Below are 19,856 nucleotides of genomic sequence, written 5' to 3' on the forward strand. Positions count from 1 at the left end.
CGGCAGGTGAGGGCATCGGTCCGCTTGTGGTTGTCGATGGTTGTCGCTCGCCGCACGCACCAGGTTTTGTCGCCTGCCCGGAAGGTCAGCTCGGCACGCACGGCGCCGTCGCCTCCGTGGGCTGCCAGCCAGCTGCTGTTCTGTTTGGCCCATGTCGGGTAGCCGTAGAGAGCGAAACACATCGCTTCCAGGATCGATGATTTCCCAGCGCCGGTGTTGCCGATGATGGCGGCCAGGTTGATATTGGTGAAGTCGATTTCCTGGTCGCGCTGATATGAGCGCAAACCTTTGAATTTCAGATGCAGCGGTCTCATCGCTGGTTCTCCTCAAGGTCAGTGGTGTCGTCGGGTTCGGCCAGTAGCGCTTCGATGTCCGGCAAGGTGAAGGTGACCTCGTCTTCGAAGCAGGTGAGGATGCGGTCGAACTGTTTGTGCAGAATCTGTGGGTCCGCCTTTGGCCCGGTCTGGGTGGACAGGAATTCAGCGAATAATGTCCGTAGATCCGAGTCGGCCTCAGCGCCAACAATGTCAGCGGTGATAATTTCCGGTTCATCCCCGAATATCGGTCGTACTCCTACGATCTCCGCGTCGGGGACGATCGCGCTGACTTGCTCGGCGAGCGTGGGATCGTTTGTCGGGGTGTGGATTTTGAAGAGGCACAGGTCCCGCCCGAAGGTCGATGCGTTTGCCCGTAGTTTGTCGAGGGTGCCTTCGAAGATCCGCAGCTGCCGCGCGCTTCGGAGCGCGACTGTTGTGATCTCGGCGGGTTGGCCTGGGTGCAGATCGGCGATGACGACGCTCTTCTGCTCGCCCGCTTCGCCGAAGTCCAGCTGCAGTGGGGATCCGGCGTAACAGGCGGTGACGCCGCTGATGCGGAGCTGTTGGGGTTTGTGGATGTGTCCGAGCGCAGCGTAGGAGACCGTGGGCAGGTCCGCGGGATCGGTGGCGTACTTGTCATCGATGTGCATTGCTCGTTCGGTCCCGCTGAGTTCAGCGCCTCGCACGTATTCGTGTGCGGTGAACACGGCGATCTCCCGGCTGGTGTCCAGATCGCGCACCAATTCCGCGGCGAGTTCTCGTTCGAATTCGCCCACAGCCCGGGCGTAGGACGAATACCATTGGTCGGGATTGTCGTATACGTTGGTCTGGGTAGCCAGATCGACGAACGGGAGTACACCAAGTCGCAGGGTCGTGTCGCCGGGTCCGTCGAAGCGGAGTATTCCACCGTCGTTCGGATCGCGTCGGCTGTCGATAAGGTGAATTCCGCTGCGTGGCCCGAACGCTCGGGCGAAATGGCGGAACCAGTGGGGCGAGTCGTGGTTGCCACGAAGCACTACGATGGGGGCGATCGCAGCGAGTTCCTGCAGGACGTCTATCGCGATGCCTTCGTCGCGGTAGGACGGCCGGCGATGATCGAACAGGTCGCCAGAATGAATTATAAGGTGAGGCTCGCGTGTTCGGGCGATATCGATTATCTCGTGGAGGACAGCAATGTGGTCTTCGGCGCGGGATCGCTGATACAGCATCTTGCCGAGATGCCAATCGGAGGTGTGGAGGATTCTCATGATCTTCTTCCGGGCGCGGGAGGGGAAGCGTGCCTTTCGGCACGCCTGATCGAAAATATTGATAACGTAGATGAATTCGGTGTTATGTGGCGGATATTCGGTGGTTCTGTAGATGGGTGAGCATGGATTGGTTCGCTTCCCAGCCGTCCGGGAATTTCGCGGGGACCCCCAAGTGCATCGGTTCGCTAGGCGGATGGGCATCGAGCAGTCGTTGAATGCCGGCGCGGGCGACGACGATGCAGGCGTGCCGGTGCCGGGAGGTCAGCACACACAGCCGTCCCGATTCGAGGTGGAATGCGGTGGCATCGCGGCGTCCGGACAGCGGGTGCAGCACCAGGACGAGGTCGTACTCGCTGCCCTGCAGGCGATTTGCTGTGTTCACACAGATCTCGGCGATGCCGCGGGCGGTTAGGGCCTGCCGGATCGCCGCAACCTGATCGCGGTGGGCGGCGCCGATGGCGATCCGGTCTGCGCCGACCTCGGTCTCGTCGGTGCTGCGTTCGGATCGGGCCACAGGGCCGCGAAGTAGGACGCGGTGCGCCAGGTCGGCGATCGTCTCGATGGCTTGTGTATCGGTGCGCACGGTGTGGCGTGCTGGTAGTTCGTGCAGAGCCCATCCCGTTTGCGCCGCCAGATCGAGAGTGTTATCGGATGCGGTCCCGAATCCGCTTGTCCTATAGGAGAAATAACGCTGATGGGGCTCGGTGGCGGCACGGAATCCGGTGAATGGGTAGAACGCGGAGGACACCGGCTCGGTAGCCGACGGCGGTAGCCGCCATGACACTGGGAGTTGATGAACCGGCAGGTCGGGGTTGCTGCGCAGCATCGCCGCGACGGCGCTCTGCATCGGATCCCACTTCAGACCGGTCCAGCGATCGATGTCGATGGTGGAGAATGGATCCAGCTGGCCAGGGTCGCCGACGAACAGTGCGCGATCGAACCGTAGTGCCACGCGCAACAGCATGTCCGATCGCATCTGATACGCCTCGTCGACAATGGCCCACGGCCAGGGGCCTTCAGTGACATACACCCATTTGGCGGCTGTAGCGACGGTGATCTGGACGTCGCCGAGGTTCGACAACTGCTGGCCGACAACTATATTTGGGTGCGCCACCTGGGCGGTGGGTACATAGTCGTGCGAACACAGGCGCCCGATCCGCACAGTCGGCGCGTCCATTCCCAGTCGATTGACAAGATCATCGACCTGCTCGTTGGTCTGAGCGATGACCATCACCGGCTCGCCGGACTGCGCTATCTCGACCGCCACGCGCACCACCAGTGTGGATTTCCCGGCACCAGGTGGCGAATCCACGACCACCCCGCGGTGGCTGCCGTGCTGGAATTCCGCGAGCACGCTTGCGATCACATGGTCGACCTGTTGTGCGACAACGCTGTTCATGACCATTCCTCGTTCGCGTCCTGGGCTGCTGGCAGTGGTTCGTCCGGGGGCCCGCCGTGGGTCCACGGGGTGTCGCTGCGATCGGGGAACTTGCCCGTCGGTGTGTATCGGTCCGAGAGTCGGCTGTAGCAGACGAGGTCGCCGACGGCGGGGACGCTGCCGGGTTGCGGGGTCTTGCCGTGGCCCATTCCCCTCGACAGTTCGAGGGATATCTCGGTACCGTCGGCCCGGCTGCGGATGGCAGTGATGGAGGCCTTCTGCTGTGGTCGCTGCTGGTCCACCAGCGCAGCGCCCTCGTCGGCGGTCAACCTGACCGGATCGGTGGTGTGGATGGTGATCACCGGCTTCGGGGATCGGCGTCTTGTCCCGGCAGGGTTCTGAAGGTTGACGGTGGTAACAGTTCCGGCGAATGCCTCGCCGGACAGGCGGTACTCGGCCATCACGAGCAGGTCGTCGAAAGCCCGTTGCGCGTCGTACTCCGCCTGCGCCCGCTCGAGCTCGTTCAGTCTCCTTGCGGCGGCCACCGCGCTGTCTCGTTTGGGTTGTGGACGCTGCCGTTTGGCGACTCGATCGCCGAACTTGGTAAATTCCTTGATATCTCGGCTCCAGCGCGCGGGCACGTGCGCTCCCGGGGCCAGGGTTCGTAAGCAGTCGATCCCGCGCCACACCAGCTGCCAGGTCGGCAACAGCTGCTCACGCAGTGCTGTCTCGAGACGCGTGGTGGCGACAAGGCGGTCCCGTCGTGTGGTGGCGCGGTCGTACTCGGCGATACTTGGTGCCAGCACTTCCCGGTCGAATGTCGGGTCGGTGGCCGGTCCGGCTGGGGGCCAGATCAATGGATCAGCGGCATCGAGTGCGGCTCGGGCACCATCGGAATCCGGCGGTGGTTCTATCCAGCCGAGCAGCGCGGCGAGGTTGGCGTCTTCGAGGTCGCTCTGCCCGCTCGCCCAGTGCCGGGCCAAGGCGTCGGTGGCGGCAACGAGCAGCGAGGATCCGGGGTGGTCGGCTCGCTCGGCGTAGAAGGTCAGCCATCGCCCAAGGTCCGGTACCGGAATCGGAGCCGGGTATTCGCCGGTGGTGGAGCGGAATCGCGTCGAGCGGCCGAGCAGTCGGAGGAATTCGACGCCACCGCGATTGGGCACCCAGAGTTGTGCTGCTGTGCCCATGGCTGGCCCGGTGGTGGCGTGTCGGCACGTCGCGATGTAGTGCAGGACCCGCATTGCCAGTTCGTGGGCGAACTCGAGCCGCAGGACCCGGTCGCGTGGTTGCGGCACGATGAGCAGTTCCGGGTGGTCGCGATCGGTGCCGACCAGCGCGGCCAAGGGCGCGATCACTTCACCGGCCAAGCTCAGGGGAACGCAGACCATCGGATGGTCCTCGATATGAATGTGCCGCACTGTCGTGATCGGCTGTGCACGACGGGCTTTCACGGCGTATGCGCGAGCCAGAGCGGTGAGCGTGCTCATGCTACACCGCCCAGGCAGTCCATTCGCAGCTGTGCGGCCATCCTCAGCACTTGTGTCGCCTCGTACTCGTGCTCGCCGGGGGTCCGGGTTCCTTCCGCCAGGTGAAGGGTCCTGGTGATCGATTCGATACCGCCGAGGTCTTCCTGGACCGATCGACCCAATCGCGAGGTGCGATCGTGCGCCTCGTTTCGGCAAAACAGTGCCATCTCGCAGGTAGTCAGGCATTCGGGTGCGTATCGCGCTTCGATAGCGTCCAGAGCAGCGCACAGGTCGGCCACCGAGCGGGTAGCCTTTCCCTCCGGGTCGCGGCACAAGTCCAGTGTCAGGGTTGGTGGCAGCGCGCCCAATAAGGTGCCGATGTCAGCGATCCGGGCGAGTTGGCGGCGCAGGACGGTGAGTTGTTTGCGGACATCCACTCGTGCTGCGGTCGGCCGGTTCGAGAAGTTCTCTGGGCAGACGAGGAACACCTCGTCCGACACCAGTGACGGATCCAGCCGCAGCTCCTGAAGCAGTTGCCGCAGGGCCAGCACGTACACCGCCGATTGTGTCGCCGCGAGAGCGACTTTCGCCGGGTTGGCGCTGCCGTCGATGATCGGGAAGGACTTCACCTCCACGACGTGGAACTGTTCGGACAGTTTGAACGCGATCAGGTCCGGTTCGAGATAGGCGTTGTGGCCGGCGATGTTCATCCGCAGCAGCGGATGATCGAACAGGGTGCCCGCGCCGGGCCCGGACCGACCGGCTCGTGTTAGCTGCTGGCGCGAGTTCGTGTAGCGCGTTTCGAGCGTGTCGTGACCGGCCACGTTGTTGAGATCAGCGTAGGCGACCTGTGGAAGCGGCAGCTGCAGATGCTCTCGCAGCAGCTTGAGCAGCTCGGTGCAGCCATGGTCCTTGACGAAGGCCTCGAAGGCCTTGCCGCGTGTCAGGTCGAAGGGCGACTGCCCGAACTGGGGACGGTATCCCAGATGCTCTGCCAGTTCCTGTTTATCGACCGCGGCGGCATCGAGAACGCTACGTCGCGCGCACCCGGGATTGCTGGTCAGGGCGGCGATCGTCCTGGCGTTGTGCTTCTTCGGGGTGACCGACCCGCGGATAAAATCCAGACGAAAGTCGTTGTCGTTCAAATGATCTTCCTTCACAAGGGAAGCAAGCGTGGATGAGAAGAGTAATCGATGCTGCGCGATCAGTGTTCAGTTGTAGAGCGCGAAACAACCTCGAGCACGGCGCCGAACAACTGCTGGACGTCATCGAGTTGAGACCCGGCCCGCGTTGCCGCCGAATCGCGATCGGCTAGGTCAGCGTCGGAATGTATTGCCAGCTCGGCACGGGCCGCCTCGGCGACGGTCTCCCACTCCAGCACGTCGAAGTTCTCGCCAGCACCGGGGATAGTGGTGGCGAACCGCCACAGCAGACGCATCGCAGGCAAGGTCGGCTCCCCCATCCGCCCCACCTGTTCCGCCACGTTGATGGCCGCAGAGAGGAAGTCCACGCGCGGGCTGAGTGGGCCGATCATTCGGCGGCTCAGCGGCCAGGTCGACACGGCCAGCAGACCTCGGGCCGCAGTCAGACGATCCGCAGTCAGCGCGCTGCACAGGTAGTAGGGGCGAGCGTAAGGAGATGACCGGAACGAACGTTCCTCATCCCGGCGAAGGTGGGTCAGCTTGGATCCACCGAGTCCGCCACCGAAGAACGCATCCTGCACCGCCGCGATCAGCTTCGGCGCAGATGCCACGCCTACGAGCGTCAATGCCTGATGAACCTGATCCCGAATCGACAGCAGCGATCCGGGGTGACCGACCAGCTCGGGTTCATCCACGGACGGCGCCAAGGCCGCCAGAGCGTCTTCCCAGGCCTTGTCCGTTCGACGTAGCTCCGCCCTCAGTTCGCGAGCTCGCACCGAATCACCTGCGATCGTGGCACGACGTAGGTCGATGCGCAGGTTCTCGATCCGTCGTTCGAGTTCCTCCAAGGGGGTGGTCACGACCGATATGTTATCACACCCATTCCACCCTTATCCAGTAAATTCCATCATTTACTGAAGGCAATGTCATGATGTCTACATGGTCGTCGCTTGTTCTGCGGAATCGCAGGCGACCACATGATGATGATTGTGAAGCAGTGAATCACGCTAGAGTGCAGGCAGATTCACAGTTTGGGGAGGCGGTGTTCGTGCAGGAGCAGGAGCGGTCCGACTGGTCGTGTGCCCGCCGCTTACCCACTCTTGAGGTTACGGCCACGAGAGCCAGCGTCAACGATGACCTTGTCGAGTGCGCGGCACCGATGACGACTCGAGGTCACACGGGGGAGTCGAACCCCATCCGTTCGGTCAGGCAGTCTATGGCCGACGAATACAGTTGACCGACGAGCGTGACGAATTGAAGAGGAGGTCGCAGTGCCGCCGAGGACTAGGGCGAAGCAGAACAAGAGCCTGGAGGAGGTGCTCTGGGATTCGGCGACAGCATTGCGCTCGTCGATGGATGCTGCCGAGTACAAGCACCCCGTGCTGGGGTTAATCTTCCTGAAGTACGTCTCGGACACGTTCACCGCACGCCACGACGAGCTGGCCCGACTCGTCAACGATCCGGATTCGGACTACTTCATGCCCAGCGAGGGCGCGAAGTGGTCGGTGCTCGAAGACCGCGACGAGTACACCGCCGAAGGCGTGTTTTGGATTCCCGACGGGCATCGGTGGGAGGACTTGCGCAAGGTCGGCAAGCAGGCCGACATCGGCGCGCGGATCGACGCGGCTATGGCGGCGATCGAACGGGAGAACCCGACGCTGCGCGGCGTGCTGCCGAAGAACTACACCCGCCAAGAGCTCACCCCCGAGATGCTCGGCGGGCTCATCGACGTCTTTTCTCGCTCCGACCTCGCAGCTGAGGAGCACAAGGACCTCGACGTGCTCGGCCGCGTCTACGAGTACTTCCTGGGCCGATTCGCCGGAGGTGAAGGCAAGCGCGGCGGGCAGTACTACACACCACGCTCCGTGGTTCAACTGCTGGTGGAGATGCTTCAGCCCTATCACGGCCGCGTCTTCGACCCCGCCTGTGGCTCCGGCGGCATGTTCGTCCAGGCCGACAAGTTTGTCCGAGCACACGGCGGCGTGCACAATGACATCTCCGTTTTCGGGCAGGAATCGGTGCCGACCACGTGGCGGCTGGCGAAGATGAACCTCGCCCTGCGCGGCATCGACGCCAACCTCGGCGCGGAGTGGGGCGACTCGTTCCACAATGACCAGCACCCTGATCTCCGCGCCGACTTTGTCATCGCGAATCCTCCCTTTAACCAGGACAAGTGGCGCGGCACCAGGCTGGAGAACGACGTCCGATGGTGCTACGGAACTCCGTCGGATGCCAATGCCAACTATGGCTGGATACAGCACATGCTGTATCACTTGGCACCTACAGGGACCATGGCAACAGTCCTAGCCAACGGGTCCTTGGGGAGCCAGCAGAACGGGGAAGCCGAGATCCGGAAAAGGCTAGTAGAAGCTGACCTTGTGGAGTGCATCGTCGCCCTCCCGCCGCAACTCTTCTTCGGCACGCAGATTCCGGTCTGCCTGTGGTTCCTTACCAAGAACAAGGCCGCTCGACCGAACGGGGCGAAGACCAGGCCACGACAGGGCGAGATGCTGTTCATCGACGCCCGCAAGATCGGTTACATGGAGAGCCGTACGCTTCGAGCCTTCAGCACCGACGACATCACCAAGATCGCCGACACCTACCACGCATGGCGCGGCACCGACACCAGCAACGGCCAGCCATACCAGGATGTCCCCGGGTTCTGTCGCGTTGTCGAGGGCGCCGAGATTGCCGAGCACAGCTACGTCCTCACGCCGAGTAGGTACGTCGGTGCTGAAAAAGCCGAGGATGACGGTGAACCCCTCGATGAGAAGATCACCCGACTCACCAACGAGATCCGCGACGGTTTCAAGAAGCGGGCTGAACTCGAAGCGTCAGCGCTTGCCGCACTCGACTCCCTGGTGGGATGCGATGCGTAAGTCACTTACCTTGGCCGAGTTGTCTGCCCGAGGCGATCTCATATTCAGTGATGGATACCGAACTCGTGCGGATCAACTTGGTACCACCGGATTACCCATCCTGCGTGTCGCTGACGTGCTTGACGGACGATTGGAACCGTCATACAAGGATCACATCCGACTCGAGTTCAGAACGAAAATGGGCGCGAAAGTCTCTCGGCCAGGCGATGTGCTCATAACGACGAAAGGTACCGTTGGACGAGTTGCCCGCGTACCGGATGACTTCCCGGAACATTCGTACAGTCCTCAAGTCTGCTTCCTGCGGAGCCTCAACGAAGATGCACTGAACTCGACATGGCTATATCACTGGGCGCGTTCACTGGAGTTCGCGGGTCAGCTCGGTATTTACAAGGACCAGACTGATATGGCTCCCTACGTCAGTTTGACAGACCTTCGTCGAGTGGTGATTAATCTGCCGCCGATAGAGGAGCAAGAGCGACTTGTTGCCGCGCTTGGAGCCCTTGACGAACTCATCGCCCACAACCGTCGCGAGATCGATCGAGCAGAACGCTTATCGGCTGCGATTTTTCAGCGGTTTTCCGCTTCAACATAGGAAGAGCTATGAGCAACCACGGTCTCCAAATTTCAGGATTGCGATGGCCGACTCCAGCGTCCGCACCTTCGATAATCTCCGCTGTTTGTATCTGGCCGGATGCGTGTCGAGGTTCTCGAGGGGTGGGGTAGGTGTCGACGCCGACTGAGGACGATTTGGAGCAGTGGCTTCTGGAGTTGCTCGATGAGCTGGGATGGAAGCATCTCTTCGGTCCGGAAATCGCGCCTGGAGAGCCGAAGGCCGAGCGGGCGGACTATCGCGAGACGATTCTGGAGGGCCGCCTGCGGGACGCCGTGGTCCGCCTGAACCCCGATCTGCCGCCCGAAGCTGTGGCGGACGTTATCGCGGCGGTGAAGCGTGTCGAATCTCCAGCGGTGGAGTCGGAGAACTGGCGGGCGTATCGGTTCTTGATCCACGGGGTTCCGGTTGAGTATCGCGACGCTGACGGGAGCGCTAGGGCGGCGCGGGCGTGGTTGATCGCCTGGGATGACTTCGCCAACAACGATCTGGTGGCCGTCAACCAGTTCTCGATTCAGGGACCGAAAAAGACTCGGCGGCCGGACATCCTGCTGTTCGTCAACGGCCTGCCGATGGCATTGTTCGAGTTGAAGCGGACCGGCAAGGCGTACGCGACCGTCAAAGGGGCGTACCAGCAGACGCAGACGTACCGGTCGCAGATCCCGGATGTGTTCAAGTGGAACCAGGTGTCCGTCGTTTCCGACGGTGTCGAGGCTCTGGCGGGATCGTTCAGTGCCCCGTGGAACCACTGGGCGGCTTGGAAGACGATCGACGGGCACACCCGCGATCCGCGTGATCGTGACGGGTTGAAGATGCCACAGATCGAAGTACTCGCACGGGGCATGTTCCGCCTCGACGTGTTCTTCGACTTGTGTCGGCACTTCGTCGCCACCTTTGGAGAGGGCGTAAAAACTCGGAAGGCGGTGGCGAAATACCACCAGTACTGGGCGGTGAAGAAAGCCGTCGATCATACCGTCGAAGCGGTTGAGGGTGATGGGCGTGCCGGGGTGGTGTGGCACACGCAGGGCTCGGGCAAGTCGCTGGAGATGGCGTTCTACACGGGCCTGGTGATGTCTGCCCGGGCAATGGAAAACCCCACGGTGGTGGTCCTCACAGACCGCAACGATCTCGATGATCAGCTCTACGACGACACGTTTGCCTCCTCGAAGCCGGGCTCGCCGCTGCCGCAAGCACCCGTTCAGGCCGATTCGCGGGACCACCTCAAACAGCTGCTCGGTGGCCGCGAGTCCGGCGGGATCATCTTCACCACCATTCAGAAGTTCGGGCTCACCAAGGCAGACCGGGAGGCAGGCCGGAAGTTCCCGACACTATCGGCGCGCAACAACATCGTGGTGATTGTCGATGAGGCGCACCGCACGAACTATGACCTCATCGACGGGTTCGCCCGCAACGTCAGGGACGCGCTACCGAACGCGTCGTTCATCGGGTTCACCGGTACGCCGATCGATGAGAAGGACCGCTCGACAGAGGAGATTTTCGGCGAGTACATCGACGTCTACGACATGACGCAGGCGATCGCCGACGGTGTGACGGTGAAGGTCTTCTACGAGCCGCGGTTGGCGAGGGTCGAGCTGCCGGAGGACGCGCGCGACCTGATCGACGACGAGTTCGACGACGCGACGGTCGGATCGGAGGAGGAGATCGCGGAGCGGTTGAAGACCAAATGGGCGCGGGTCGAGGCGATCGTCGGATCCAAGAAGAGGATCAAAGAGCTCGCCGTCGACATCGTCGAGCACTGGGACGCTCGCAACTCCGTGCTGGTAGGTAAATGCATGATCGTGACGATGTCCCGCCGGATCGCCGTCGACCTGTACGACGAGATCGTCAGGCTACGCCCGCAATGGCATTCCGATGACGATGAAACAGGGGCGCTCAAGGTCGTCATCACGGGCGACGCCACCGATCCGGAGCGCTTCCAGCCACATATCCGCAACAAGCAACAGCGCCGCGACCTCAAAGCCCGCGCCTGCAACCCCGACGACCCGCTGGAAATGGTGATCGTGCGGGACATGTGGCTGACCGGGTTCGACTCCCCGCCGATGCACACCATGTACGTCGACAAACCGATGCGCTCGGCGGGCTTGATGCAAGCCATTACTCGCGTCAACCGCACGTTCAAGGACAAGCCGTCCGGCCTGGTAGTCGACTACATCGGCATTGCCAACGACCTACACGATGCGCTCGCCACCTACACCCCGCGGGACAAGAGGGAACGGGTCATCGGCGCGGACGTACGTCAGGCGGCGATCCCGGAGATGCTCATCGAACACTCGATCTGTAGTGACCTGCTCCACGGCGTGGACTGGGTGACGATCCTCGGCGACGGCGGGCACAAAGCGTTTCTGTACGCAGTCACCGCTGTCGTCGACCACCTGCTTGAGACAGACCGGTCAACTGACGACACCGGCGACGCCGAACCCAGGGAGTTCGACGACGACAGCGATGGTCAGCCGAGCCTCAAGAAGAGGTTCATGGCACACGCCAGCCGCCTGAAGAAGCTGTACTCGCTCGTGCCAACTTCCGACGAGGCACACGCGGTAGTCGAAGACATCGGGTTCTTCGACGCTGTCCGTGGCCAGCTCGCCAAGCTCGAGACCGACGCCCGACGCAGCGAGTCCGACGCAGCACTCGACACTGCGATCCGGCAGATCGTCTCCGAGCACATCTCAGGCTCCGGCGTTATAGACCTGTTCGCCGAAGCCGGGATCGACGTGCCAGACATCTCGGTCATCGACGACGAGTTCAAGACGCGGTTCGAGACCGCCGATCTGAAGAACGCCCGCTTGGAAGCCGTACGCCGCCTCATCCAGAACGAGGTGAAGGTGATCAGCAAGCGCAACATCGTCGCCGGGAGACGGTTCTCCGAGATGCTGTCCCAATCGATGAACCGGTACCAGAACCGCACCATAGATGCCGCGCAGGTGATGGCAGAGATCGTCGCGATAGCACAGGCGATTAAGGCCCAGAAGGAGCGCGGAGAGAAAACCGGGCTCACCGACAGCGAACTGGCCTTTTACGACGCCCTCAGAGACAACGAATCGGCCCGCATCGCGATGCAGGACGCGACCATGCGCGCGATCGCGCAGGAACTGACCGCCATCATCCGCGAAGATGCCAAGACGGACTGGAATATCAAGGAGACCGTCAGGGCTAAGCTCCGCACGAGGATAAAGCGCCTCCTGCTCAAGCACGGCTACCCACCCGACCAAGAAGCTTCGGCAACCAACCTGATCCTCCAGCAGGCAGAACATGTTGCCGAGGACCAGTCCAACTAGCACCGCGCGCGTGAACCGCTGAAGCAGACGTTTCGACAGTCGACACGTACAGTGCCCGGCCGTGCTGCTGACGATCTCTTGCTCGGCGTCCTACCTGGCTGTTGTTTCGAAGGCTTGCTGGCCATCACTCGTATCGTCCGGGTCGCACAGTGGGCTCACCGTCGAAGATCTCGGCCAGATGTTCGGCGATCGCGCGGTACCTCGGCGCTCGAGCACGAGTGCGGCGCGGAGAGGCTGTGGTTGCGCATGTGCATGGGGCGCTGCTGACCCGGTAGCTTCGCCGTTCAGGATCGCAGCGAGTAGGTGTCGGGGTGCGTGGGCGGGCCGCCGGAGGGGTGCTCCGCGGCGGGGGGAGGATGGTCGCGGGTTGGTCGGCGACCGGGGTGGTGGCCGGCGAGGGTGTAGTGGCCGTGGCGGGCGAGGGCGTCGGGGAGCACGGTGGCCGCCACGGCTCATGTCCGCGCACCACTCGGAGCAGCGACACCAGCTTCAAACCTGTACGCCTCGGCACTCGAGACCGGTTGCGGCGAAACAAAGTTCGACCCGTCCTAGACCCCACGACACGCGAACCAGGCGCGACCCACGGGCGACATCCGATAAGTAGCCGCAAAGCGCTCGTCCACCAGCCAGCGTCGCCGTTGCTGCAATGCCACTGGGCATTGGCCGCGCCGAGACAGATCAGTTGCCGATCACACAGGTGCACTTCCAAGCCCACGCCAGCGACATCGATGATCTGTTGATCGTCGATGGTACCGAAGAGGACCAGGTCCGTATTTTGGTCGCGGCGCAGCGATCACCGAACTTTGTGCGTAGCCACGTGAAACCCGAGATCTCGTCTCTTCGCTGGTTCGCCACACGGAGCGCACGGGCGAGGACGATCAGATCCGGGTCACCGTTGCTGTCGCCGCTCGGACCAAACCGTACGACCAGGTCCAGGACCTCGCAGAACTGGCACGTCACAACCTCGATGACGAGGAGACCTTCTAGCGGCCCCGAACGGGCCTGGGGGCGTATCCATCAGAGCAGCGATGGTGTGAGTTGTCACACAGATGCACTCCGAGGACGGCCCCTGATCGACATGGCAGCGGTTGTGGTCCGCAAGATCCCCCGACCGAGAACCCACCAGTATTTACCAGCTATTTGCTGGCTCGCACCCGTTGCCGGAATTCACCGACAGGAGCCCTCCCTCACGCGCCCATGAGAGGAAACAGACCATGCGTTACGTAGATTCGGATTATCGACACACCGGTTCCGGCGGTGTTCAATACGATTTGCCAGAGGTTACATCGCAGGCAGCACCACCGCGCCGCCGTGACGACGCGGCGGCCCGACCGGGAGATCGGCGGATGGATATCGACATCACCTGCCCGAGCTGTGGACGGCTCGACTGGGTGCAGAGTGTGCCCGCGTTGTGCTCGGACGGGACCTCGGTCTCGATGGAGAGCGGATCGTATTCGGGTTTCGGAGTGTCGAGTAGCGGGCTCGTGCCGGTGTTCGGCACCATGACCGTCGATCGAACCCACACCACCGCGCTGGCCAACAGCTTCGCCCGCGAGCCCGACTGGAAACCGACGCGGCGTTTGACCCGAGTGGGCTGGATGTTGCTGGTACCCGCGTTCTTGATGCTCATCGTTCTGGCCATCGGCACTGTCGGCGAAGAACCGGGACGAGCCCAGATGTCGATGGCTGTGTCCGGGGTGTTCATGGTCGGGGTCTACGCCTCGCCGGGCCTGTTGACGCTCGCGGCTGCGCGGGGCCGACGCCGTCACAACAACCGAATCCTGCGCGGACGCCCGCACGCGCACGCGCTGTGGAGGGCCGGGTTCTATTGCCATCGCTGCGGGACCGCGTTCTGGCCGTACTCGCCCGTGGCAGGAATACCGGTGCGACAGTCGTTGTCGCCGCAGCAGTTCCGATGGCATGTCTGGAAGGTCGGCTGCTACAACGACACCCGATAGTCGCCTTGCGATAGCGCCCATCGCACCGGTCGACTCTCGCTCCGGGCCCGGCACGGTCGTCGTCGAATCGGCAGGTTGTCGAACCGGTCGGCAAATCATTCTGCGTGTTGCAGCGCTGGCTGGTGCTTGTCGACAGTTGGACGCCGCCGATCAGGTTCTCGTGCGCAGCCGACCTCGGTGAGTCGGCGGCGATGCCGGTGTCATCTCGATTGTTCGGTCTGCGCTGGGACACTGGTGGCACCCGGTGATTCCGTGCCGTCGGTGTAGGTCTGTTTCTCCTGCGTCCGCTGCGTCTGCTCGCGCGTGAGGTCGGTTGTTTCGGCGTCCTCCGGCGGGGCGGGCGGGTCGCTGGCCTGTGTTCGGGCGAGTGTGATGAGTTGGCGGGCTTGTTTCGGGGTGATCTCCAGCAGGTCAGCGACGTCATCGTCGGTGTGGCCGGGCTGGTCTCGAATAATCATCGCCGCGCTGCCCTGGTCGGCGCGCAGACTCGCGATCTGTGCGGCGGCTTCGTCTTCGACGACGCTGATCTGCCGACGCAGTTCGGCGATCTCGGCGTCGCGTTTGGTCTCGCACGCGGTGATCGCCTGCCAGTCGGACAGATAGCGGCGCACCGCCGCGGCGATCGCGCGGTCGCGTTCGCGGGCGAGTTCTCGGCGACGGCGCACACGCTCGCGTGAACGTTGCACCCGTTGCGTCATTTCCGGTGACCGAGCCGTTCGCGGTGAGCGCGGCGGTCGACGTGCAGCCATGAGCTGACCTCCAACAATATCGGCCAGCCTGCTGATCCTCCGGCAACGATGCTACTCCCCGCCCACCCATCGTGATCATCCGCTCGTCGTTCACGTTCGTGGAAGACCAATGCCGCGCCGATTCCGCCCGTCCGGTGCTGCGGTGCCCGACTAGCCCCACTGCGGTCGGCGCCAGCCCTCGGCATTCCCATTCCGATGTCATACCGGCACCAGCAATGAGTTGTTCGGAGGTTGTTCTATTCCCTACCAAGGAGATTAGTGATGTCCATACCTCAGCCACTGCCGTCTCCGGGCCGGTTGATCGCCTCGATCCCCGGCATGATCGGATTCATCCCGCAGCGGTCGCTGATCCTGGTTCTGATCCCAGCAGGATCGACAGATCCCGACCGCGGCGAGCTGGCGGCGCTGCCTCGCTTCGACCTCACCGACAGTGCCGCTTCGATCCTCGACCGCCTGCGGCCCTTGCTCGCGAAAATGGGCTCTGCCACAGGTTTCGTGATCGTCGTCGATGACCGGCTGCCCGCGCCGGGCGTCGACGGACGGGCCACATCCGGGCGAGACCATCGTCTTGTCGAGCAGGTGGTCCGCGGCCTCGCCGCCAGTCCCGTCCGCGTGTCCGGTACCTTCGCGACGGTCGCGATCGTGGCCGGTGGATCGTGGTGGTCGCTGTCGGGCACCACCGAATCCGGGACGCTGCCCGATCCCGCTCGCACACCCTCCGCGCGGCAACGTGCAGCGCTCGGGATGCCTGTCCTGGAGTCTCGGGCAGCGTTGGCCGACTCGCTGAGGACCGATCCCGCGCTCGCCGTCCCGGTGTCAGCGGCGCTGGGCGGGGCTGTCGCCGAGGTCCGTGGCCGCCGCCAGGCCGTCGAGCACGAGCTGGAGATGACCGTCCGCGACCGCCGCGACCTCGAGCAGGTGCTGTACGCGATCGCCGATCTCGCCGACGGTGTCACCTTCCCCCCGAGCGACCTCGCACGCTTGGGGGCCGTGCTGAGCATCGCGACGGTGTCGCAGTGCCTGCCCGCGATCGCCATCGGCGAGCACGCCGTCGCCGCGGAGAGGTTGTGGATCTTGTTGACCCGCAGCCTCACCGGCCGCTACCGCGCCGAGGCCGCGGTCCTGCTCGCCTACAGCGCACACCTGCGCGGCGACGGCACGCTGGCCGGGCTCGCGATCACGGTCGCACTGGAGGCCGATCCCACGCACATCTTCGCCCGGCTGCTCCACGCCGCGCTCGAACGTGCCCTCCCACCAGGCGTAGTGCACCGGTTCGCGCGGTTCGCCATCGCAGCCGCCGCCGACCTCGGCATCACCATCCCGTAGCGATAGCCAACCCGGGCCGGGCCGAACACGGCGCGGCACAGCGCGACAGCACCGTTCGCTGCGCTGCCGCCTCATCGGTGTGTGCCGCCCGAATCGAATCGGAGGGTCATCGGCCCCCCGAATGCGGCGAATACGCCTGCGGTGTCCGAGGACGGTCGGGGCCGCCGTTGCTTCGTCGTCCCGGTGTGGAAGGAGTTCGCATGATGGCCTCACCATTCGATGACCCGGCACCCGAGCGCGTGTCCGAGGACAGTGGCGGTCGGCGGTGGGACACGCCGTGGGGACCGATCACGCCGTGGACCGTCACCGCTGACCATCCTGATCCGGCGCGGCGGATGCAGTTCTATCTGGGTGTCGGTCAACCCAGCCTGCTCAACACCACACCTGTGCCGGTGTTCCTGTCCGCGCCGCGGCTGGCGCGCTACCGAACCAGGGGGGAGCGGTTCCCGGTCCGGATCAACCACGCCCCTTACAGCGGCGACTCGGGGGCTTACTCGGCTCTCGTGCTCACCGCCGATCCACATCATCACCCCTGGTGGGCCGTGCCGGACGAGTACGGGGCGTTGTGGTCGCGGCTCATCGACGACATCGGGCCACCCGGGTTCGTCGGCATCCAGGACCTGCCGTGCGAACCCGGATGCCTGCGACGCACCGGCCTGAGCATCGCCGATCATCAGCAACTCACCCTCGACAACTACCGGTACCTGGCACACAATTTCGATCACGTCCCGTGGCTGCCGACCCTTCAAGGGTGGCATCCCAGCCAATATGTCGAGCATTACCGGATGTATCGCTCGGCGGGGATCGATCTGGCTAGCCGCTGGGTCGGGATCGGCAGTATCTGCCGACGTAGCAGCGCCGACCACGATGTCGCCCACGTCCTGACCGCGCTCGCGGGATTCGGGATGAGGATGCACGGCTACGGAGTCTCGCTGCGCACCCTGGTCCTGGCCGGGCATCTTCTGCACAGCGCTGACAGCCAATCCTGGTCACTGGCAGCGCGGCGCGCCCGGACACCGATGCCCGGCTGCATGCACCTCTCACGCCCGAATGGCGACAGCGCGCGCCGGCGGGTGACCGATTGCCGCAATTGCCTGCGCTACGCGGTGGCCTTCCGCGAAAAGGCCATGAACGCCCTGCGCCTCAACCACCACCTGCGCGTCACCACCGACCCCCAACTGTGGGAGCAACCGGCACCCACTCAACCCGCACCACGCCCGCGGCCCCGCATCGCGCCCCGCACCGAAGTCACTCGCAGCGAACAGATCCCGCTGTTCGACGCCGGATTACGAACGGTGTCGGCGGCCTGACCGGATCCGACACCACGCACGCTCCCCACCGGTGCGCGCCCCTTGCCTCCCGCTGCCCGCAGCGGCACCGACACAGAAAGGCGGTCCCGGCCGTGACCACGCCCATTGCCACGACGCGACGGCCCGCTCGGCGTGGCCCCGCCCAGCGGTCACTGCGGCGCGGGCGCGGTGGGATCGATTTCTCGGTGGCTGCGGGGCCTGACCTGGGTGGATACGACCACTACCTTCTGAGCCTGAGTGGCGGCAAGGACAGCCAGGCGATGGTGGATGTTCTGGTCGAGGAGTTCCACCACCTCGGCGTGCTGGACCGGGTCACCACAGTCCATGCCGACATGGGCCGCTCCGACTGGCCGGAAACCTCGGCTCTCGCACGAGAACACGCCTACCATTACGGGCTGCGCCACGAGGTGGTGTCGCGCACAGGCGGCGACCTCCTCGACCGTGTCACCGAACGCGGAAAATGGCCATCTCATCGAAATCGTTGGTGCTTAAGCGATTTCAAGCGATCTCCGGCGCGGCGGGTGATCACGATGCTGGTCGCGGAATCCCGCGCCGCCGGGATCGTCGATCGCCCGATCAGGGTGCTGAACATCATGGGCCATCGCAGTCAAGAGTCCGCGGAGAGAGCGAACCGGCACGCCTTCGTGCACGAGTCCGGCAGGACGTGTCTGTGCCCGCGGTGCGCTGCCGCCCGCAGCGCCGGGAATCCTCCGAAGGCCAGTGTCTCGAATTCGCGGCGGATCGTGGATACGTGGCTGCCGATTCACGGCTGGGACCTCGAGACGGTGTGGGCGCGGATCGCGTCGGCGGGCACCCGGCCTCATTCTTCTTACAGTGCAGGATTTCCGCGCGCGTCGTGTGTGTTCTGCATCTATTCATCGAAATCAGGTCTGGTGCGAGCCGCGCGCCTGCACCCCGAGCTGGCCGCGCAGTACGCAGCGGTTGAGGCCGACATCGGGCACCGCTTCCGTGTGGACGTGTCCATGGCCGAGGTCATCGCCCAAGCCGCCACCGACACCGGGACCAGGCCGGTCGCCGACTGGATCGACTGAACCCGCCCTCTTCCCGGTACGCCCGGCTCTCCCCGACGTCGGTTCGTGTCCCCGCACGGCCGGACCCGAACCGAGATCCGCACGCCCACATTCGAACTCGCAGAAAGGAAAACATCATGAGTGACAACGAGATCGACGCCTATCACCCCGATTTCGATCCGTACATGCCCGATGAGCATCGGATCGAGGACGCGGTGAAGGTGCACATGGTGTTCGAGGACGGCCGATGGCGTCTGGACGGGTTGATCCAGCAGGGCGAGCCGCTGGACGAGGTGCACGGGACCCAGTGCAGCTACGAGCAGCCGCGCGAGGTTTGCGTGATCTGCTCGACCCCGCAGGGCCTGGCGGTGGTCGAGGCCGCCGATCGGGCCCCGCTGCCCAACGGGCGGGAGTTGCTCGGCATGCTGGCCGCCGAGTTCGGATTGGATCTCGTCCCGGCCGGGATGGCAGGACCCGGACAACAGATCACGCGTCTGAGCGAGCAGGTCCAGGAACTGCTGGACAAGAAGAGTGAGGTCGACCAACTCGGCGAGAAGCTCGTCGACGCCTTCGTCGCCGCGGTCGAACTGTCGACCTATCTCAACGTGGAAACCCGCCGCGGGCACCTGCACGCCGTGCGGACCCTGCTCGCGCGCATCTACCGAAAAGCCGACGCATGAACGACAACGTCGAGCCGTCGACGGTCCGCGTCGCGCCGCCCGCGCTCCGGTGCAGGTGCCCCGAGAGCGGCGCATCGGTGGTCGGTGGTGTCCACGTCCGCCACCGTGAGTGCTGCGTGCACGAGGAACCGCGCCGCTACCTGTGCGCAGTACGCGGCAACCCTGTACACCGGCAGCCTCGCAGACTACGCCGCCCACTTCGAGTCCCTGGATCCCGAGGCTCAGCACCGGCTCACCGTCGCCCGGGACGAACTGCGCACCTGGACCAACACCTACCGGCTGCGCATCATCACCACCATGGCCGAGGACACTTCGTTGCACTACTGCCTCGCGGTCGAGTCCGGCGACGAATGGGTGGCACTGGTCATCGGCTCACCCTCCTGACAGACAACCCCGCTCGCGTCCCGCAGCGAGTGCCCGGCCGTGAACCGGTGAACGTGGCGAACCTCGAACCCGGTACGACACCT

Annotated in this window: 17 protein-coding genes; 9 read left to right on the forward strand and 8 right to left on the reverse strand. The window is 64.1% G+C overall.

The genetic code is table 11. From position 1 onward, the window contains the following. The 6 genes from ABZ824_RS32795 to ABZ824_RS32820 form a co-directional block, all read right to left on the reverse strand. Positions 1–314, reverse strand: a 314-nt coding sequence (locus tag ABZ824_RS32795; RefSeq protein ID WP_356967899.1) for an AAA family ATPase, incomplete at its 3' end; no start/stop codon positions are given. Continuing rightward, complete coding sequence (locus ABZ824_RS32800) at positions 311–1,564, reverse strand: exonuclease SbcCD subunit D (RefSeq protein WP_356967901.1); 1,254 nt, start codon at positions 1,562–1,564, stop codon at positions 311–313. The genes ABZ824_RS32795 and ABZ824_RS32800, both read right to left, overlap by 4 nt. 82 nt (positions 1,565–1,646) lie before the next feature. Continuing rightward, positions 1,647–2,963 carry an AAA family ATPase gene (locus ABZ824_RS32805; protein WP_356967903.1) on the reverse strand — a complete coding sequence of 439 codons (1,317 nt, stop codon included), beginning with the start codon at positions 2,961–2,963 and terminating at the stop codon, positions 1,647–1,649. Then, on the reverse strand, positions 2,960–4,429 hold the full coding sequence (locus tag ABZ824_RS32810) for a hypothetical protein (protein ID WP_356967905.1): 1,470 nt from the start codon (positions 4,427–4,429) through the stop codon (positions 2,960–2,962). Before ABZ824_RS32810 ends, ABZ824_RS32805 begins: the two co-directional genes overlap by 4 nt. After that, a complete protein-coding gene (locus tag ABZ824_RS32815) occupies positions 4,426–5,553 on the reverse strand; it encodes a hypothetical protein (RefSeq protein ID WP_356967907.1) in 1,128 nt (375 codons plus the stop codon). The genes ABZ824_RS32810 and ABZ824_RS32815 overlap by 4 nt, the downstream gene beginning before the upstream one ends. Before the next feature lie 59 nt (positions 5,554–5,612). After that, on the reverse strand, positions 5,613–6,410 hold the full coding sequence (locus ABZ824_RS32820; protein WP_356967909.1) for a hypothetical protein: 798 nt from the start codon (positions 6,408–6,410) through the stop codon (positions 5,613–5,615). Between the two features lie 411 nt (positions 6,411–6,821). Between ABZ824_RS32820 and ABZ824_RS32825 the strand changes: the two genes are divergently transcribed. The 3 genes from ABZ824_RS32825 (at position 6,822) to ABZ824_RS32835 (ending at position 12,335) form a co-directional block, all read left to right on the forward strand. After that, positions 6,822–8,429 carry a class I SAM-dependent DNA methyltransferase gene (locus tag ABZ824_RS32825; RefSeq protein ID WP_356967911.1) on the forward strand — a complete coding sequence of 536 codons (1,608 nt, stop codon included), beginning with the start codon at positions 6,822–6,824 and terminating at the stop codon, positions 8,427–8,429. Continuing rightward, complete coding sequence (locus tag ABZ824_RS32830) at positions 8,422–9,021, forward strand: restriction endonuclease subunit S (RefSeq protein ID WP_356967913.1); 600 nt, start codon at positions 8,422–8,424, stop codon at positions 9,019–9,021. Before ABZ824_RS32825 ends, ABZ824_RS32830 begins: the two co-directional genes overlap by 8 nt. 131 nt (positions 9,022–9,152) lie before the next feature. Then, a complete protein-coding gene (locus ABZ824_RS32835) occupies positions 9,153–12,335 on the forward strand; it encodes a type I restriction endonuclease subunit R (RefSeq protein ID WP_356967915.1) in 3,183 nt (1,060 codons plus the stop codon). Between the two features lie 284 nt (positions 12,336–12,619). Here the strand turns inward: ABZ824_RS32835 and ABZ824_RS32840 are convergent, their stop codons facing one another. Continuing rightward, a complete protein-coding gene (locus ABZ824_RS32840; RefSeq protein ID WP_356967917.1) occupies positions 12,620–12,784 on the reverse strand; it encodes a hypothetical protein in 165 nt (54 codons plus the stop codon). 897 nt (positions 12,785–13,681) lie between these two features. Between ABZ824_RS32840 and ABZ824_RS32845 the strand changes: the two genes are divergently transcribed. Beyond that, positions 13,682–14,293 carry a hypothetical protein gene (locus ABZ824_RS32845; RefSeq protein ID WP_356967918.1) on the forward strand — a complete coding sequence of 204 codons (612 nt, stop codon included), beginning with the start codon at positions 13,682–13,684 and terminating at the stop codon, positions 14,291–14,293. A 200-nt stretch (positions 14,294–14,493) separates the two neighbouring features. On the opposite strand, the gene ABZ824_RS32850 is transcribed toward ABZ824_RS32845, so the two are convergent. Then, positions 14,494–14,979, reverse strand: coding sequence for a hypothetical protein (locus ABZ824_RS32850; RefSeq protein ID WP_356967920.1), 486 nt, complete (start codon positions 14,977–14,979; stop codon positions 14,494–14,496). 324 nt (positions 14,980–15,303) lie between these two features. Between ABZ824_RS32850 and ABZ824_RS32855 the strand changes: the two genes are divergently transcribed. The 5 genes from ABZ824_RS32855 to ABZ824_RS32875 all read left to right on the forward strand — a co-directional run bounded on the left by ABZ824_RS32855 (position 15,304) and on the right by ABZ824_RS32875 (position 19,773). Then, entirely contained in the window at positions 15,304–16,368 is a 1,065-nt protein-coding gene (locus tag ABZ824_RS32855) for a DUF4192 domain-containing protein (RefSeq protein ID WP_356967922.1), read from the forward strand. 200 nt (positions 16,369–16,568) lie between these two features. Next, positions 16,569–17,678, forward strand: coding sequence for a hypothetical protein (locus tag ABZ824_RS32860; protein WP_356967924.1), 1,110 nt, complete (start codon positions 16,569–16,571; stop codon positions 17,676–17,678). A gap of 92 nt (positions 17,679–17,770) precedes the next feature. Continuing rightward, complete coding sequence (locus tag ABZ824_RS32865; protein ID WP_356967926.1) at positions 17,771–18,730, forward strand: phosphoadenosine phosphosulfate reductase family protein; 960 nt, start codon at positions 17,771–17,773, stop codon at positions 18,728–18,730. 116 nt (positions 18,731–18,846) lie between these two features. After that, positions 18,847–19,389 carry a hypothetical protein gene (locus tag ABZ824_RS32870; RefSeq protein WP_356967928.1) on the forward strand — a complete coding sequence of 181 codons (543 nt, stop codon included), beginning with the start codon at positions 18,847–18,849 and terminating at the stop codon, positions 19,387–19,389. Positions 19,390–19,476: 87 nt separating this feature from the next. Further along, complete coding sequence (locus ABZ824_RS32875) at positions 19,477–19,773, forward strand: hypothetical protein (protein ID WP_356967930.1); 297 nt, start codon at positions 19,477–19,479, stop codon at positions 19,771–19,773. Positions 19,774–19,856 lie beyond the last annotated feature (83 nt).

This window comes from Nocardia sp. NPDC047038, from assembly GCF_040644075.1.
GTDB lineage: Bacteria > Actinomycetota > Actinomycetes > Mycobacteriales > Mycobacteriaceae > Nocardia > Nocardia sichangensis.